Annotated in this window: 14 protein-coding genes and 1 tRNA gene; 5 read left to right on the forward strand and 10 right to left on the reverse strand. The window is 46.8% G+C overall.

Annotation, left to right across the window (positions count from 1 at the left end; translation table 11 throughout):
• Nucleotides 1-215 precede the first annotated feature (215 nt).
• Together VMF88_04885 and VMF88_04890 are read left to right on the forward strand one after the other, a co-directional pair.
• Complete coding sequence (locus VMF88_04885) at nucleotides 216-770, forward strand: hypothetical protein (GenBank protein HTY10387.1); 555 nt, start codon at nucleotides 216-218, stop codon at nucleotides 768-770.
• A 163-nt stretch (nucleotides 771-933) separates the two neighbouring features.
• Nucleotides 934-2,067, forward strand: coding sequence for a putative phage abortive infection protein (locus tag VMF88_04890; GenBank protein HTY10388.1), 1,134 nt, complete (start codon nucleotides 934-936; stop codon nucleotides 2,065-2,067).
• Between the two features lie 16 nt (nucleotides 2,068-2,083).
• Here the strand turns inward: VMF88_04890 and VMF88_04895 are convergent, their stop codons facing one another.
• Nucleotides 2,084-6,868: a hypothetical protein gene (locus VMF88_04895; protein ID HTY10389.1), complete on the reverse strand. Its 4,785-nt coding sequence runs from the start codon at nucleotides 6,866-6,868 to the stop codon at nucleotides 2,084-2,086.
• 430 nt (nucleotides 6,869-7,298) lie between these two features.
• Between VMF88_04895 and VMF88_04900 the strand changes: the two genes are divergently transcribed.
• Nucleotides 7,299-7,372: transfer RNA gene (locus tag VMF88_04900), tRNA-Arg, on the forward strand.
• A gap of 86 nt (nucleotides 7,373-7,458) precedes the next feature.
• On the opposite strand, the gene VMF88_04905 is transcribed toward VMF88_04900, so the two are convergent.
• Nucleotides 7,459-7,980 (reverse strand): DinB family protein, encoded by a 522-nt coding sequence (locus tag VMF88_04905; GenBank protein ID HTY10390.1) that lies wholly within the window; start codon nucleotides 7,978-7,980, stop codon nucleotides 7,459-7,461.
• 130 nt (nucleotides 7,981-8,110) lie between these two features.
• Between VMF88_04905 and VMF88_04910 the strand changes: the two genes are divergently transcribed.
• On the forward strand, nucleotides 8,111-8,314 hold the full coding sequence (locus VMF88_04910) for a hypothetical protein (GenBank protein HTY10391.1): 204 nt from the start codon (nucleotides 8,111-8,113) through the stop codon (nucleotides 8,312-8,314).
• A 29-nt stretch (nucleotides 8,315-8,343) separates the two neighbouring features.
• Here VMF88_04910 and VMF88_04915 read toward each other — a convergent pair whose 3' ends face one another.
• Complete coding sequence (locus VMF88_04915) at nucleotides 8,344-8,838, reverse strand: hypothetical protein (GenBank protein HTY10392.1); 495 nt, start codon at nucleotides 8,836-8,838, stop codon at nucleotides 8,344-8,346.
• A gap of 347 nt (nucleotides 8,839-9,185) precedes the next feature.
• Complete coding sequence (locus VMF88_04920; protein HTY10393.1) at nucleotides 9,186-10,085, reverse strand: hypothetical protein; 900 nt, start codon at nucleotides 10,083-10,085, stop codon at nucleotides 9,186-9,188.
• 584 nt (nucleotides 10,086-10,669) lie between these two features.
• Here VMF88_04920 and VMF88_04925 point away from each other — a divergent pair.
• Nucleotides 10,670-12,715, forward strand: coding sequence for an APC family permease (locus tag VMF88_04925; GenBank protein ID HTY10394.1), 2,046 nt, complete (start codon nucleotides 10,670-10,672; stop codon nucleotides 12,713-12,715).
• Here VMF88_04925 and VMF88_04930 read toward each other — a convergent pair.
• From VMF88_04930 to VMF88_04955, 6 genes are all read right to left on the reverse strand, one after another.
• Complete coding sequence (locus VMF88_04930; GenBank protein HTY10395.1) at nucleotides 12,700-12,879, reverse strand: hypothetical protein; 180 nt, start codon at nucleotides 12,877-12,879, stop codon at nucleotides 12,700-12,702. The genes VMF88_04925 and VMF88_04930 overlap by 16 nt on opposite strands.
• Nucleotides 12,880-13,200: 321 nt before the next feature.
• Nucleotides 13,201-13,764, reverse strand: a complete 564-nt coding sequence (locus VMF88_04935) for a hydrolase (GenBank protein HTY10396.1) — start codon at nucleotides 13,762-13,764, stop codon at nucleotides 13,201-13,203.
• A 310-nt stretch (nucleotides 13,765-14,074) separates the two neighbouring features.
• On the reverse strand, nucleotides 14,075-15,073 hold the full coding sequence (locus VMF88_04940; GenBank protein HTY10397.1) for an aldo/keto reductase: 999 nt from the start codon (nucleotides 15,071-15,073) through the stop codon (nucleotides 14,075-14,077).
• 103 nt (nucleotides 15,074-15,176) lie between these two features.
• A complete protein-coding gene (locus VMF88_04945) occupies nucleotides 15,177-16,151 on the reverse strand; it encodes an aminotransferase class IV (protein ID HTY10398.1) in 975 nt (324 codons plus the stop codon).
• 26 nt (nucleotides 16,152-16,177) lie between these two features.
• On the reverse strand, nucleotides 16,178-17,326 hold the full coding sequence (locus tag VMF88_04950) for a serine hydrolase domain-containing protein (protein ID HTY10399.1): 1,149 nt from the start codon (nucleotides 17,324-17,326) through the stop codon (nucleotides 16,178-16,180).
• 110 nt (nucleotides 17,327-17,436) lie between these two features.
• Complete coding sequence (locus tag VMF88_04955) at nucleotides 17,437-17,868, reverse strand: SRPBCC domain-containing protein (protein HTY10400.1); 432 nt, start codon at nucleotides 17,866-17,868, stop codon at nucleotides 17,437-17,439.
• Nucleotides 17,869-17,884 lie beyond the last annotated feature (16 nt).

A 17,884-nucleotide genomic window follows, 5' to 3' on the forward strand; every position in this document is an offset into this window, starting at 1 on the left:
ACACATACAATAAGCTCAGACCTCACAGCTCATTGAATTACAGACCACCGGCACCGGAGACATTTTATCCCCTTCAGTTAGCCAATGCCTGAAGGACAAAACTAAACTACGCACTGGCACATAAACTGGGGGCAGGTCAGCAGATCATTTTTGTCAATCAAGTTGTTGACTCTTTATTGACAAAGCGAGGTTTAGCAATTGATCATTTAGTATTCATGCGCGTTCGTTTGCGTGAGGCTATACGGAATAAAATCCAATTCTATTTCATTGAAGCTAAGAAGAATGGGTACGAAGGATTATTGTTTCGACAAGCAAACAGTGTAAAAGACAAATTAAATGAATTTAGCATTGGCAAAGAAATAGTATTTGGCAAAGAATATCCTGTTAATACCCCTTATACTGGCCAAAAATCTTACAGGAATCACTTTTACGAATTAATTGGCGACATGAACGGTGAGGAAGAAGAATGCGCTGCGATCATCGATGGACATTCTAACGTAGCATTCTGGATACGTAATTTAGAAAGACAGGAACATTTCTCCTTTTGGCTTCAAACATCCACAGACAAGTTTTACCCAGATTTTCTAGTGAAACTAAAGACCGGAATGGTGGTGGCAGTCGAGTACAAGGGAACGGATCGATATGGCAATCCTGATTCGGTTGAAAAAAGGCAAATTGGAGAATTTTGGGAAACTATAAGCGCAAAGAAGTGCCGGTTTATTATGCTAAATGGAAAAGACTGGGGTGCATTGAGATCCAAATTGGCATAATTGTATTGGGAAGGTATTTTGTTCATCCTTTGGATGAGTGACAGCATCAGACATTTGATAATTCCCTCAAGCAATAATATATTTTCATCCAAGCTTCAGTGGGGGATCAAATAGGCCCTTGTCAGTAATGGCAAGGGTCTAGTACTTAAGGGAAAATCGTAACATGGACCTGTTCAAAACGCTAAGAGGAAAAGTGAGCAAAGACAATAGCAAACAAAACTCCCAAAAATCGAAAAAAAATTGGGCTACTTTTGACAAACAATTTTGGTATGTCTTTGCCATATTTCTATTCTTTTTATTTGTGATATGCTGGTTTCCATTTCTCTTTACACAATTTAGCAATGTGAATTACAACCTAAAGGAATATGGACCCCTTGGCGATGCATTAAACGGAATTATGGGGCCATTTATTGCAATGCTCGCTGCGGCATTGACTTTTATTGCTTTCTGGGTACAGTATAAAGCGAATAACCAACAACGAGATGATATCAATTTAGAAAGATTTGAAAACAAATTTTATGAATTGGTGAGAATGCAGAACAACACCGTCGACGCATTTAAAATTGCCAATGAATACTCCGGAAGGAAGGTATTTCTTGCAATGTATAATGAGTTACGGTTTTGTTTTTTTTCTATCAAACATGAACTAGAACAAGTTTATCACGATCATGATCAAGAAACTCTTGGTTTCAAAAAAGAAGATGATAAGGAAATATTTCAGATTGCATATTTGATCTTTTTTTATGGGATAGGTGACATTTCTGACAAGTTGTTGCAAGAGCGGTTAAAGAATTTGTGTTCTCCTTGGTTCGCAGGAAGCATAATCAGATATTTGAAGAAACAAGGGAAGGGATTGCATGTTTTATCTATGAAAGACGGCGCAAGGCTCAGGTATGAGGCAAAATATAAACCATTTGATGGGCATATTTCTAGACTTGGGCATTATTACCGACTTCTTTTTCAGGCTGTAAAATTTGTCAACGGGAATGACATCTTAACTAAAGATGAAAAATATAACTATGTAAAAACATTGCGAGCTCAATTGTCTGCACACGAACAGGTGATGTTATACTACAATACGATGACTCACCTAGGTGAAGCTTGGCTTGCAGGAGTTAGCCGTTACGACTCTCTCTTAATTAAATACAAGATGATAAAAAACATTCCCTTGCCATTGGCAGATTTCGGATATCCAATTCAAAAGGAATTTGAGGTGGAGGTTAAAAGGTACGAAGAGGAAAACCCCGGGAGGAAGTTTTATGAATGGGATGGTCAAGAAGTCGAGACGCCAAAATAATGACCTTTAATTGGATTCAATAATATACCTGGCAAAAGGTTCCGTGTTCGTATTCATTTTCAGCATGGCTTAAGTTCCGAATACCACCCGCAAAATATCTTTTTTCAGACCATTGAAACCATAATAAAAATTCCTTCTTGTCTTTGAGGTATTTCTCGATAGAATCCTTTCTTACGTAAACGAATGTTGCTCCATTATCATATTCTTTGCCATCCTTAAAAGCTGTGGCAGACAGTTTTTTTTGCTGATCATATAGATCTGAAGATTGCGGTTTAAGAAACAGATTTAGATGGGTACAAATTTCCTTGGAAGGCGTCTTAGTTTCTCCTGAAGGTATAACTTCACTATGATAACTCTCCCATGCGTTCTCAAAAACACTTGTTTCCATTGTGATCACGGTACTATCGCATTCATCTTCAAAATATTCTATTTCTACCTCCTTTGAAACATATCCTATTTCAACAGCTATCCGCTTTCTAAGGTCAAGCTCATTTTGCCTTGTAAGATGAAGAAACTCTAATGGCGTTTTTGCTTCAATTGATTCTTCTTCCTTATCGCTTAGCCTAATTGAAAGCAATTCGTCCAATTCGTTCCGACGTGATTGACTTACTTTATCTTCCAAGTTTGATAATTCTTCTGCCGTTAATTTCTCGCTTCCCTTAAACCATTGTGATTCGGTTTTTGTTTTTTTAACGGTGCGATAGTTGTAATTGATAGTAAATTCACTTGTGCCGTTGAAAGGCATTAGATCAGACCATGGAATCTCACCTTCGAATAGATAATAATTGTCTGCGGGTCTGATATACTCAAATCGATAATCTTGATATTTAGAAACTAGGCTTTTTACTCTGCTAAAATCATCGCTATCCAGAAGGACTGCATTAATTGAAATATGTACATCTCTTTTTTGATTGTCTGCATCCTTTTGACCAATAATAGCTTTCAATAGAATCCAATCCGAAGATTCTTGGTCATCTAATGGCTCATTGATGTTTAGGTACTTAGTTATATCTAAATCTTTAGCCTCATTGCACCATTCAGTTGCAGGTTTTGATATGTCGCCCAGAAAAGCGCTATTGCTTCCATCCTTTATGAAATGTCGTTCTTGAAGCCCGATAGGGAAGCTCGGATCTATATCAACATCTGAGATTCTAAACTCATCCTCATCGTTCCAACCTTTCAATAGTCCTAAATCACTTCTGTATCCAGCCATCTCGTAATAAGCAATCCAGGAATATTTTTTTCCATACCGATCAATTTTTCGTGCATTATTAGTGCGTGAGTAACTCCAACTACTTCTTGCTATCATCTTATCTATCTCACCAAATCTATCCAATGAGTATCCTATGTCATATATCCGCCAATAAATATTTGATAGAACCTCTTTATACTCTGAATGCTGACCGTCGTAATTATCTCTACCCCTTATTAATCTTCCAATAGTATAGTTACTAAAATCCATATGGATGGGTGCATTTCCTTCCCTGTACTTGTGATCGCCTCGATCTTTACTTTGTCTCCATTGTCTGTGCGGGTATGATGATAAGGGATATGTTATTACTTTTTGTTCTTCGGGCGTCAAAAGGCCGGGATGATGAATCAACGCAACATCGATTGTTCTCTTAGCATAATCCCTGGCTAGTATATGAGTCGTTGTGAAAGTAGCATTATCACCAAATACATTAGCAAAAATGGTTCTAGCGTATTCGGGCAAGTAATCATTCTTGAATGAATCATCTTCCAAATCGTTTTGCATCGCCATTGCCAACCCATAAGAACCTGCTAACATCCTCTCTGGGACATAAGGATCATTAATTGACAAAGAATACTCCAGCAACTCTAAGAATATTTTAGGATATCTTCTTGCGTAATAGTATAGGGCTCTTGTGGCCTCATCTCTTAATTGTCTAATGTTTGTAGTTAAAACCCACATAACTTTTTTTGCGGCGATATGTATTCTATCTGACAATTCTTTATTTTCTTTACAGGCGCTTTCAAAGCGTAAGACAAAATCAGTAAAATAGGAACGATCATAACTGTTGTAATTCTTTCTAATATACTCACTCCATGAGAGATCTCTCTCACATATCGGCAGTTCTTTCAATAAATTTGACCAAAAGCTAAAATTTAGCGGATGATTTGTATCAAGTTCTATGTTTCTAGAAAGATCAAAGAGAAAGCCTCTAATTGCTTCATTCAGGAATTCCTTTTTAACAAAGCCTTTTACAATGCTCTCGTTTTCCCTGATATATTTTGAATTAACCTCAAAAATGGACTCAGTTGAATATCTTTTTGCTCTTTTATTCCGTAAAACATGGAATAGGAATATCTTGCGTTCTTTAATCAAAAGAATCGAGATTGACCTCAAAATGTCGTTGAATAATGGATGCTGATTTCTTTTATCCAATAACTTCTTCTTGAATTCTCTCGATCGAGCAAATCTTAATAATGGGTCAAAAATGCTTACCCTGTCCTTGCTTTGGCAAAGCATTTCTCCAACATGTTTTATCCATCTTTCTGGGACAAAGAACTCTAATCGAATTCTAGCAAATTTGATGAATGGGCTATTAGACCTAACTGACAATTGAGGGCTACGAGCTTTGTGTTTACCAATTAAGTACTTGGAAATGATGTAGCCTGCCAGTAAATCATAAGTAAATTGTATTTCTTCTTTATGTTCAGCTTGATTCCAATCCCGATATATAAGTAAATTTTCTCCCTCAAAAATCCGCAGTTGATCATTACTTAATAGACCGAGCTGCCGAGGCATACCCCTTGAATTATTTATCCAAATATACTCAGCTAATTTTAGTAATTTGTTTTCTACAAAAAGGTCATCATATTTAGCGTCCAATTTTTGTAGGTAATTTGTTATGTTGTCACTACTGTTATTTATATACTCTTCAAATACCTCAAATAGATCTTCATTTTGAAAAGATACCGTAAGATCTCGTTCCCGATTTGGGTTTTTGGTTTCACAAAATAGTTTTAAGTAAAGAGGATTCTTAAATTCACCGATGGCATCGGAGTAATTCTGAAGTATTATTTTGTAGTGATCAAAATATCCTTGAATAGCCTCCCATGTTAATCCCTCGAATCCATGGACATAAGACCTTATTTTCCCCGCACCTCTATTATCTTTATAATCAAAGTATCCTTTAGGAAACAATGGAGCTTCATAAGAAGTACGATAGGTGGTGATAACAACAAGATGGGGATATGATTTTTTAATTGTAATAATCAGCCTTTCCAAATTGCGATTCCATATATTTTGCCACTCAGTTGACTCATTAAGTCCATCAATTATTATTGGTATCCTCACTTTGTTTACTTTAGCGCAAACCTCCAGTGCTCCCAAAAATTCATCGAAAGTCCAATCATTAACACCTAAATTGTCTCTTATTTGCTTATCTAACGGTTCGTTGGTTCGTAAGTCCCTAGCAAAAATAAATATTGCTGGTAGTGCTTGGTTTACTATTTGGTCTTCGTAGATGTTAAAAGATACGTGGGTTTTTCCCATTCCAGCGTTACCTGAGATATGGAGTTCATTTTCGCTTATTAATTCAAGGGTCTTGAATGACCACTCGAGGGATGAAATAGCATACTCCTTTAGTGAATAGAAAGGCTTAAAAAGAATATCTCTTGCTTCCTGCCTTTTGGAATTTTCTTTTTTGATTTGATCAATTTCAATTCGTTTAAATGAAGCTTTCTCGATTTGAGCTGGTCTTTTCCTGCGAGCCAAGAGTGCTATCAATAGAGAACTTAGACGATCATACCAGCTTCTTTTTGCCTTTGCTGCGTCTATAGACGGCTCTAGGTCGTCCTCCTCTCTTATATATCTAATTGAGTCACAAATATGAGACTCTGTTAATTTGTCGTAATCGTTGCAAAAGCGAATGAGACCTTGAAGATATTTTTCAAACTCATTAATCTTAAGCTTTAAATTCACCTCGTCTCTATTTTGTAACAACTGTCTTAATTCATTTAGTCTATTAAGCCCAATATCAATTATTTCAAACTTGTCTTTAGTGAACTCTCTAAAGGCTAGTTGGATATCTTTGTATTCATCACTGACATTTTGAGAGTGCAATACAGAAAGAGCATTATTGAATTCTCGTGAATACACCGAGACTTGTTGCTCATCCATTACATTTTCAACAAGTTTGCTTAATCTTGTACCTCCCAGTACTTTTATAATCTGATTATCAATATCAGTTTGTATATGAAGTTGCGATTCATATTTAGCTTTTATCTGAGAAGTGTTCACATCTACATCATATCTTGATCTAAACCATTCTTTAGTCAGCAACTTTTCAGAAAAGAAATATTTATAAATATCAGAGTGCTGTCTTAGAAAATTCAACAAATCGCTTCCCCCCCAATGCAACAATTTTACATCATGATCTACTGGCAATACTCTCTCACCATCTTTAGTAGAAGAAGGGAGAGTGTTTTCAAACCACTCTTTCTCGTCCTTAGTAAAGTCTGTCTTATTGCATAGAATCCATTTTTTTAGTTTCGGATGCTCTGTCCTCGCAGCTAATAGTGATTTCTTAATCTGCTCTTTTCTTCCACCTTCGTCGAGCCTGCCAAAGAATTTTGCTTGCCAACCCCAATCATCGCCATTGGGGAGGGTTAAATAGAATTCCACTCCGTCGCCGCCACCACTATCGTCAATCCTTGTAAAAACACCTTGATCCTTGTATTCTTCAATGGCGATTTGATAACAGAGTTCCTCAAAGCTCTTTTTTTGATCAGTATTATAGAGCTTTAGGTTGTCCCAATTTAAGACATTGTCCATATAGCATTTATTTTATGAATTGTAATTTGAGTACGATCAATTGAATCAAACATATTCCCAGGAAGCCGCTGTCTAAATGTATTTCAAATGGAAAGCATTCTTTGAGCTGTACACAACTCTCTAATTGAGTTTAATTCACTTTGAGATTCCGTTATACTACGCAAAAACCTCCAGCATCAATGTCGAATGAGGAGGTTCAAATCTTTTGCCCCCCAACTCTGGCATATTTCTGGACGAATTTAGCGGTAATGAATACGAGAGTCAAGAATTGCTTTCTTCTAAACCTTGAAGTAACGCAGCACTTTTGTTATCTTAATACCATAACTATGCAATCCCATTGTCGGGAGGTTGTCTGCTAAAGTTGCTAATCCATTTGCTGATTTAATTGATAACTCTAGCAGGCTCAATAGAAAAAATCATTCAAAATTTTGTGCCCGTAGCTCAACTGGATAGAGCACCAGCCTTCTAAGCTGGGGGTTGCCGGTTCGATTCCGGCCGGGCATACAAGATATTGCTCCGCTAAATGCAAATGCCCGTTATCTTCATAACGGGCATTTGTTTTAACAAGCAGTTCAGAATCCTTACTTGCTCTACTTCTTCATCTCCTGCTCCTTCATTCTCTTCTGCTGCTCAGCTGTCCACGGGGGAACGATCCCGTTCATCCGCGCGTACGCGATCTGCTGCCCGAGCAGTTCATGCTGGTGGGTCGCGGCGGCAAAGATGATGTCGAGCGTCGTCAGCTCCATCCCGAACATCTTTATCGTCTTTCCGTAATTCGCAGCCGGAGTTTTTTTGACGGCCTCGTTGATCTCGTCGAACGACTTGCGGAGGGCTTCGAGGATCTTCGCCTTGTCGGTCTGCGACTTTTCAAACGTCGACTCCTCAAACCCCTGCGGCGCCGTTCCCCCTAACGGGACGGCAAAAAGAAAATTCCCGCCGGCGGCGTGCATGAACGACTCCGCGATCGAGCGGACCCCCTCCATCGGCCGCCAGTTGAACTTTTCCTGCGGGATCGCTCCCAGGAGTGCTTCCATCTGCCCCTGCACCCGCTTGGACTGCTTCAGGAATGAGTCCGTAACGCTCCCCGGCGCCGCCATGCCTTTGTCCGCCATTTTCTCCTGACCCAAAAGAGCCAGAGAAAAGACACAAAGAAGTGTAGCCAATATCGTCAACCGTAAATTCTGCATATCGATCCTCCCGGATTGTGATGGTAGTGATGAAGATGGTTGTTTGGAATTCCTAGTGGCAACCATTAAACTCACCCCGGCGACGGATAGTTCCATCTTCCTGGACGACTCGCTGCGCTTGGAGGGACATGCTGTTGCGGAAAACGGCGGAAAGTTTCATCCCGTTCCCAAGGGGAACTCCGGAACAAGCTACCGGCATCTTTGCCGGTTTCGCTTCCGGTCCAATGCACCACTTCGGGTGAATCGGAGCCTGTCGTAATAGCGGGGAATGATGGCACTGCGGCCACGTTAAAAGAAATACCGCGAGCCCAAGGAAAGTTGAAAATCAAGACCGGCAGCAATGATGAGGGGAAGGGATGGGGAGATCTCCAGGAACAGATCGATCGGGGTTCTGCGCGGCAGCCACGAAATTCCGAATACCCCCCGGAGCGCCGCCGTCGGGTCTCCCCCTCCTCCGCTGTTGATCCCCGCCCCGAACCCGTAATAAATCGGAAAACGTTCCGAGGACCTGATCGCATCGAACGAATGCCAGACATAGTCGAGATGGAAATGGGTGCGGCTCTCCCCGTCATAACGGCCGGGGACGTACTCATCCCGCTCTTCTCCTCCCGACCAACCAAGGCCAAAATCGAAGGCGTTGATATCCGACGTCCATAGCTTCGCGCTGATCCCGGTCGGTTCGCCGACAACGAGACCGAGTCCGAACCGGCGACTCTGAGCCGCGGCGTTTTGCGCGAAGGCGATCGGAAATAGCAATGCACATATTATGAACAAACGATTCATGCTCTAGAATTTGATCAGAAGCCATCTCAAAAATATGTCACCTCATCCTTCCCAACGGGTCTGCGACCCGCAGGGTCGTTGACGATGCGCTCTCCCGCTCTTCGAGCGGGATCGCTTACTCCCCGAAGGGGTCCTTTGGGGACAGGATGAACCGCCGATGTGTTCACCCTGAGCAAGTCCCCCAAAGGTCGCCGAACAAAAGCGACTCTTTGAGGGGACGCGTCGAAGGGTCAATCTAATTTCATTTTTGAGATAGCTTCTAGTGAATGATCAACAAATTGCCCGATGCCTTCATCGGCATCGCTCAGGAGGCACCGGGCTCGGTTATTGTTATCTGCCAACCGCGGTCAATCGAGGACGATCACAAGATATTTCTCCTTCCAGAACGTCTTCGGGTTTTTGATCATCACATATCCTTCATGATCTCCCATCTGCGCCAGCTGGAATGAACTTGCACTCCGCTTCGGAAGGATCTCGTCAACCTTGCCGTCTACGTGAATCGCCGGACTCCGGGTCATGTCTATCTGCTTGAAGTCGGATGAATCCGCATCGGCCGAGAGAGTGGTCGTCGAGCCGAGGAGTCCCCAAAGGAATCCCCCCTCATCGGAGATGATTCCCCGTTCTTTCAGTTCATCTTTTTTCCCGACAATATAATAGACGGTATTGATCCGGGTGCGCTGATCTTCAATGGCATTGTCTTTCGCGACGATCATCGCATCCTTCTCGACGAGCTCGCGGCTCTTTGCTGCGACCGATCCTTCGAGATTGCGCACTTGTGCTTCCAGTGTTGCGATCGACTGCTCCCGCTCCGCGACAGACGATTTCAGGTTGTCAACCAGGGCTTCAAGGCTGGCGTATTTGACCGCGGATCCGACGAGCTTCCGCTGAAGGTCGCTGACTTTCCGGCTGTTGTCTCTCAGATTGGTCCTCACAACATACAACTCATCGAGGATCGCCTTCCGCACTTGTTCCTGTGTCAGTTTCGCTCTTCCTTCGGCGTCACGGGTATTCTTCAGCAGCTTTACTTCTTTCGATCTTGCACGCTCCAGATCGACGTAGATCTGATTGACGGACTGCATAATTTGATCGATGTATTTATCCCGCGACTCGATATCTTTATGCAGCAACGCCGTTTCCGTTACCATGTCGTTGTAATCCTTTTGCAGTTCCTGCTTTTTGGCATCGTCGCACCCCGAGGCCGCTATCAGCACAAGAAGCGCCGCCACAACGATTATCCTCTTCAGCATATGATACTCCTCTCTTCAATGTTGTGAATTGATCACTGCAACGTTTTGCAGATACTTCAGCCATCTTTCAGGCGCCGACGACAACAGCACCTCCTTTCCGCGCAACCAATTTCCCGCATTCGTATCCCGACAAATGAAACATGTCTCCGGTTGAACAGCGCGCTCTTCGGCAAAGAATGCTGCAACAGCGAATTCTGAACAAAACGGATGATTGTAACCCGGCAAACTAAGAAGGACAAAAATGGTGCCAAGCGGAAGATCCCCTTTTTCGCTTCAAGAAACGCAGCTGATTGGAATTGAGATACGCATTTTTTGCACGTCGGGTGCATTGAATGCATGGAAACAATGAGATCGTTTGGCGGGACTGACGATGATCGGCGCGGCGGGGTTTTGAATACATTGACGGTTTGAAGCGGGCGAAACGCTTTGTGCCCCTTCGGCTCCGCTGCTTCGGCTCATCCTTTCAATTTCGGTCAGAACAAAAGACTTTACAGTCCTTTAACGGAATTCAGGGCATTTTTTATATTTTTTTGATATATTTATACAGAACTGTCACATCGCATGTTTAACTATCCGGATCACATATGGAATCAAGTAGCCCGTCGAATCCCACCGATGCAGACCCGCCGCTACTTGGAGAAGAGTCGGAACAGTCGTTCACCAAGAAAATAAAACATGCGATCCTCGGCGCCCCCCGCGATATCAAAGATCCAGGCGTTTTCCACCGCATCTCCCTTATTGCATTTCTTGCGTGGGTCGGATTGGGCGCGGACGGACTTTCTTCCTCGTCGTACGGGCCGGATGAATCGTTCCGCGCACTTGAAGGGCATGCCTACCTCGCCATCGGCCTAGCGCTCGCCACGGCATTTACCGTTTTCATCATCTCATACGCCTACTCGCGGATCATCGAACATTTTCCGTACGGCGGCGGCGGATACATCGTCGCGGGGCGCCTCCTCGGCAAACATTTCGGCGTCGTCTCCGGCTCGGCCCTGCTCGTCGATTACGTGCTAACGATCTCGGTCTCCATCGCCAGCGGCGTCGATCAGGTCTTCAGCGTTTTGCCGCCGGACTTTCTTCCCTATAAATTGCCGGTTGTTACCTCGATGATCTTTCTCCTGATGATCCTCAACTTACGGGGAGTCCGGGAGTCTGTCACAATCCTCACCCCGATCTTTCTCGTCTTTCTCGTGACGCACGCCATCCTGATCATTGGCGGGATTGGAAACCATGCAAGCGAAGTTCACATCGTCGCCGGCAACATGCAGCATGATTTCTCGCTCGGACTAAAAACGCTCGGCCTTTTCGGCATGGCCTCCCTTTTCGCGCGCGCGTATTCGATGGGGGCAGGAACGTATACCGGCATCGAAGCGGTCTCGAACGGCATCCAGATCATGCGCGAGCCGAAGATCGAAACGGCACGGCGCACAATGGCCTACATGGCGATCTCGCTCGCCGTCACCGCCGGCGGGATCATGGTCTGCTACCTTCTCTATCATGTCACCCCCGAACCGGGCAAGACGATGAATGCCGTCCTTCTCGACCGCTTCGCCGGAAGCTGGGTTGTCGGAAATTTCCAGGCCGGATGGCTCTTCGTCGTTGTCACGCTCGCATCGGAAGCGGCGCTCCTGTTCGTCGCCGCGCAGACGGGGTTCATCGACGGACCGCGCGTCATGGCGAACATGGCGGCCGATTCATGGCTCCCGCGAAGGTTCACTTCACTCTCCGAACGTCTGACGATGCAGAACGGCGTCGTCCTGATATCGGGGGCCGCCCTCATCACGCTCATCATCACGAAGGGGGAAACGTCGACATTGGTGCTGATGTATTCAATCAACGTCTTCCTGACCTTCTCGCTCTCCGAGATGGGAATGGTCCGCTACTGGATCAAGAACCGGAAGCAGTACGACGACTGGTCCAAACACATCGTCATCCACATCATCGGTCTCGTCCTCTGCCTCTCGATTCTCACCGTCAGCATCATCGAAAAATTCGCCGTCGGCGGATGGGTGACGCTGGTGATCACCGCGATTCTTATTTTCTTCTGCATGCGAGTGAAGCGCCACTACGACAAGGTCGGCAAGCAGCTGAAGCGTCTCGACGATATCCTCGCCGACATCCCCGGCCTTAAGGCTCCGGCAAAGCCGCTGCCGTTCGACCTCAAGGGAAACACCGCAGTGCTGATGGTAAAGGAATTCAGCGGGCTCGGCATTCATACGATCTTCACCATCAAGCGATTGTTCCCGACCCATTTCAGAAATTTTGCGTTCCTCTCTGTCGTCAACGTCGATGCAACAACATTAAAGAGCAAAGATGAATTGACGGAAATGATCGACGCGCAAACGGCAAACCTGGAAAAATATGTCCGTCTCGCAAACCAACTCGGTTATGCCGCACGGTACCAGATCGCGGTCGGGACTGATGTGGTCGGCGAAGTGGTGAAAATGTCGACGGACATCGCCAAAGAATGTCCCCGCTCGATCTTCTTTACCGGCAAGCTTGTCTTCGAGCGGGAAAAATGGTATCAGCGCCTTCTCCATAACGAGACCGCGTACGCCATCCAGCACCGACTCCAGTTCAGCGCGATGAATTGCATGGTGCTCCCCGTCCGCGTCTATGCATCGGGGTAATTCTTCCCGATGCAGGCTGTGACCGGCAGCATATTCTCCATCTCCCCGGTTGAATTTAAAGAGGGGAAGAGGTAAACGCCCGTCGTGTTCGTGATATTCACCTTCGTTGAAGTTTTGCCGTTGACCGGTTTCTTGCACATGAAGCCTTCCCAAGGCTTCATCATTGCCCCTTAATTCCAATACTTTTTGATTTCGGAAGAACCTCTGGGCGATCCTCTTCATGGTTCGACGAGGAATATTTTTGCTCCGGAAAGGCGGTACGAGATGCTGACAGTTTCGCCGGCAAAGAGGAGGCTCGCTGGATAATACGCTGATCATGGAAGCAAACTCGCTCGGAGCAACGGCATGGCCGGCGAGAAGTTCAAGTCGATAAAGAACATGGTGCTGGTAAAGTAGGCGGGATCGCCGAGCGGGGATTCTTTCAGGATGTCTTTATTGATCTCGTTCCCAACTTCTGGTTGGGAACGAGCCAGGCGGACCCGAGCTTACGCCAGGTCGGCCAAGATTTCTTCCGTCTTTCTGATCCTCCCCATCTTTCCGAACGTCAGCTTCATCGGATACTCGTGTTCTTCTTTTGAGCGGGCGGAGCAGGCGTCCTCGACGAAGATCTGTTGATACCCGTATTCGAATGCAAACCGGGCCGTGCTCTCGACGCCGGCATTCGTCGAAATGCCGCAGAGGACGATCGTCTCGATCTTCCTTCTTCGCAATTGCAAGTCGAGCTCCGTCCCGTAGAACGCTCCCCACTGCCGTTTCGTGATCACGATATCCCCCGGCTTCGGTCCCAGTTCGGGGAGTATTTCGGCCCAGTCGGGGGGCCTTTGTCCCATCTGCATGGTATTGTCCGCTATCGGACGAAGAGCATCTTTTCCGTCCGGAGAGGGCGTTACCCGGACGAGAAAGACCGGCATCTGGTGTTTGCGAAATGCGTCCGCGATCTTCACCGCGTTCGCAACGACCGCGCTCGAAGGATACGGTTGCGTGTTTATGCTGACGATCCCTTTTTGAAGGTCGATGACGACCAATGCTGTGTTTAATTTGTCGATCATGGCAACAGGATGTTTGTCATTAAGAGGATTAAAATAAAGGTAGGAGAAACAAGAACGAAAGGCAATAAAGTCTTTCAGTGGGTAGTGTCCTAATTCAAATAAACATCTAAGAGTCCTTCAGCAATGTCTAGGGAGAGTCGTCGCTTTTCGACGGCGAAAGAACGTCGGGACTCAGAATGACGGGAATTCAATTATAGCGAAGATGTCGTCGAAAAAAATTAGGACGCCACCCTTAGGTATGGCATGTTTCCGCCGGACGGATTTTCGAACATCTTCACGCTAGAGATTTATGTACCCAGCTGTTTTTTTCTTAGCTCGACGACCGTTCGGAGTCAAGGATGGCCATTTGTGCCGCGCCATACCTGTCTCCGGCAACGGCATCTGCGGGAACGGCCTTTTCGATCGCCGTGAGTTCATCGGCTGAAAGAAATATTTTCACTGCCTCGACCGCCTCCCGAAGATATTCCGGACGCTTTGTGCCGATCAACGGAATGATATTTTTTCCACGGGACAGAACCCATGCGATCGCAAGCTGAGCGACGTTCACCCCCTTCGCGGCGGCGATCTCCCGGACTCCTGACACCAGCTGGACATTCTTCTCGAAATTGCCGGCGGCGAACCGGGGGGCCATCCTCCTGAAATCTCCCGCCGGGAAATTGCGGTTGTCCGGCAGCCGTCCGCCGATCAATCCGCGCGAGAGAACCCCATAGGCCGTCACTCCGATCCCGAGTTCGCGGCACGTCGGAAGGACCTCCCGCTCGATGCCGCGGGAGAAAAGGGAGTATTCAAGCTGAACGTCGCAGATCGGATGAACCTTGTGCGCCCGCCTGATGGTCTGCGCTCCCGCTTCGGAAAGCCCGATATGGCGAACGTATCCTTTCGCCACCATCTCGGCGATCGCGCCGACAGTCTCCTCGATCGGAACGGCCGGGTCGACGCGGCTCGGCCGGTAGATGTCGATGTAGTCGGTCTTCAGCCGGCGGAGAGAATACGATAAAAAGGTTTTGACAGCGGCGGGCCTTCCATCAAAACCGACGAACATTCCCCCCGGATCACGAAGCGAGCCGAACTTGACACTGACGATCAGATCCCCGCGGCGGTGCTCAGCGACAGCTCTCTGGATCAGCAACTCGTTGTCCCCCATTCCGTAAAAGTCCCCCGTATCGAGGAGGGTTATCCCCGCATCCAACGCTGCATGAATAGTAGCGATGCTCTCCTTTTCATCGGCTGGGCCGTATGATCCTGACATTCCCATACAGCCAAGACCGATGTCGAACGTGGCCGGGCCGGTGTTTCCAAGTTTTCTCATAAGTAGATCCCTATTGATGCCGAATGACAAATGACAAATGACAAATGACAAATGACAAATGACAAATGACGATATGATGATTCAGAGGAACTTTCGGAATACGTCAATCGGAATTGTGGGAGAGTCCCTCAGCATCGGCAAGCGTGCAGGCCTCCCATTTCCGTACCGAATTAATCCTGAAGATCCCTTTCGCCCTGACAACATCTTCTTTAGTTAACACACCCTCAGCGATCTTCCCCGATTCCAGGAGATGCTTTCGCATGACGCCCGGAAGAAGTCCCGAAAAAACCGGCGGCGTCAGCAGCCTGTTGTCAATATCCAGAACGATATTGGCAATCGTCGTTTCGGTGATCTCCCCCCGTTCATTCCGCAGAAGGAGGTCATCATTCCCCTTCGCCGGCTGAAGAGCGCTGTCGTACGCATCGCGAAGGGACGTTTTATGGTATAACATGCGGTCCTGAGAATTCACCGGTGTGCGCGAGAATGCTAGCCGAACCGCCGTTGACCTCCGTTCCGGGAACGGCGCCGCCTGGAAAAAACAAGAATGCGGAGGAGGATCGTCGCCGGCGATGGCGCAGAAAAAAGAGAACGGGTCGATGTCGAGATCGGAGTTCAGGCGGTACGTATAATTTACCTTATACCTTTCTCCGTCCCCAATGAGTTCCCTTATCCGGCTCACGCACCGTTCATGTTCCTCTCTCGAGATGGCGGGCATCCATTGAAGGCCGACGCTCTCCCCGTTCATCCGTTCGTCCATGCAAACAGGCTGCGGGGACGCAAACAGGCTGAACGAAAGGAGGGGTAATCCGCCGCGGCGAGTCTTCGTGCAAAATGCGGAATCGAATGCCGAAGCCGCTTCATAACTTATGAAACCAGCCGCATAAAGTCTCTTTTCGCGCAGACTCTCCTCTATCCGATGAATCGCCGGCACTACTTCGGCCACGTCGTCTACTTCGATGCACTCCAGCGGATCTCTGAACTGAAGCCAGTTGCCGCGTGCGCGATCATACACCAGAGCATAGTAATCGCCCGGAGACGGCTTCAAAAGAGCTTCGGTCTCTAATTCTTTAAGGTTCATACTATCCCGCGTGAATGACGAATTCGTCATTTGCCATTTGTCAACGGGTCATACAGTGCGCGGCATAGTCCTTCAACTTCCCCCTTTTTTTCTCCAAGATAAGGGGAAACATTGCTAAGGACAACAACACCGACGTGCATTTTTCGTTCAAAGATCACTCCGCACGTATAACCCGGAGTCGCACCGAACGCTCCCTGATGAACCTTCCCCCGTTCACTGTAGGGGGCCCAGCCGAGCGCCCCGGAAAAATGTTCGTCGAATTGTTTTGTCGGCTTCTGAGCGAGATAGAAATACGTCGTGTCGGTCATGTTCATCTTCAGATATTTCACGAGGTCCCTCGCCGTCGATTTTATCCCGCCGCAACCGGTGAGGACACCGCAATCGCCGCTGCTAAACGGAAGCGGATCGCCGGTCGGATATCTCCCCCGGATCATGCGACGCATCCGGCCGGAAGCAGGCTCAACGAATGTATCCCGCATGTCCAAGGGGGCGCAAACTGTCTCGAATAAAAGTTGTTCGTACGATTTTCCCGAGACCAACGTCAGGATGTGGCCTAACAATCCCGCTCCCAGGTTGGAATATAATCGCTGCTCGCCGGGAGTGGACTGCAAGACCAATTGATGCTCTAAATAATCATAGAGCCGGTCTTTGGTATAGGATCTGTACGGAGCGTATTGGTCGAACGGATATTTCTCGTCGTTCCTCACGTTCGTCGGTTCGAACGGGAGTCCCGAGGTATGATCTGCAAGCTCGACCAGGGTCGGTTCCTTTCCGTTCAGCAAACTCTGGTGCAGCGCGATTGGAAGAAACTTCGCTATCGGATCATTCAGGCTGAGTGTCCCGTCAAGGACGAGCTTTGCGAGCATCGTGCCAGTGAAGGTCTTCGTGATCGACCCGATCTCGAAGATGCTATCGCGGTTCTCGACATAGACCAGCGAGTCGTTGCGCCGCTCAATGCCGACGTAGTTTTCCGAATCCCCGGTGATCATGCACAGAGAAAGCTGGGTCCCGTTCGGATAATACTGAGCCCGCTCGAACACCGCCATCGCCTGAACCGTGTCGAGGGAGTTCGGACCGTTAGTAAGAGGGAGCTTCTCGAGCTGTCTGCCGTTGAACAACGAACAGGATGACAGCGACAAGAGGAGGAGAAGAGATGAGGCTTTTGTGATTGTCATGTGTGGAGTCCGCAGTGTTAAGTGTAACGAATACTTCTCCGAATTGCCACTTCCTCACTCAGCGTTTACATTCATCACTCGGCATTTGTAGCTTGTCATTCTACCGCAAATTATTTCTTTTTGTCAGCCTTCTTCCCAAACTGCTTGTAGAATTTATCCAAAAAGTAATTCCATCCCCCTTCGTGCCCTTTTCCCCCCTCATTGTCGGGAAGACCGGAATGCACCAGGGTCAGCAATGTCTCTTCCCCTTTTTTCTCGAACGTCAGTGTTACCGTCGATTCATGTCCGAGGGTGTTGGGGGACATCCAGGTATGTTGGATTCGGGCAGGACGCTTGACCTCTTTGAATCGACCGAAATGGGGGGTCCCGCTCATCAACCAGTAAAATAGCCCATCGACTTTGGGGTTGAAGATCAATTTATCCCCCTCGTGCCAGGGAGTCCCCGGGACCTTAGGGTTCAGCCATCCGTCGAATACCTCGCCTGGAGGGGCTTGTATTGTTCGTTCAACTTTAACCTCAATGGTCTTTGCCGGTTCCTTCATGCCTTCCACTCCTCTC

The sequence above is a fragment of the Bacteroidota bacterium genome (assembly GCA_035506275.1).
Taxonomy (GTDB): Bacteria; Bacteroidota; Ignavibacteria; order UBA10030; family UBA8401; genus JAGVPT01.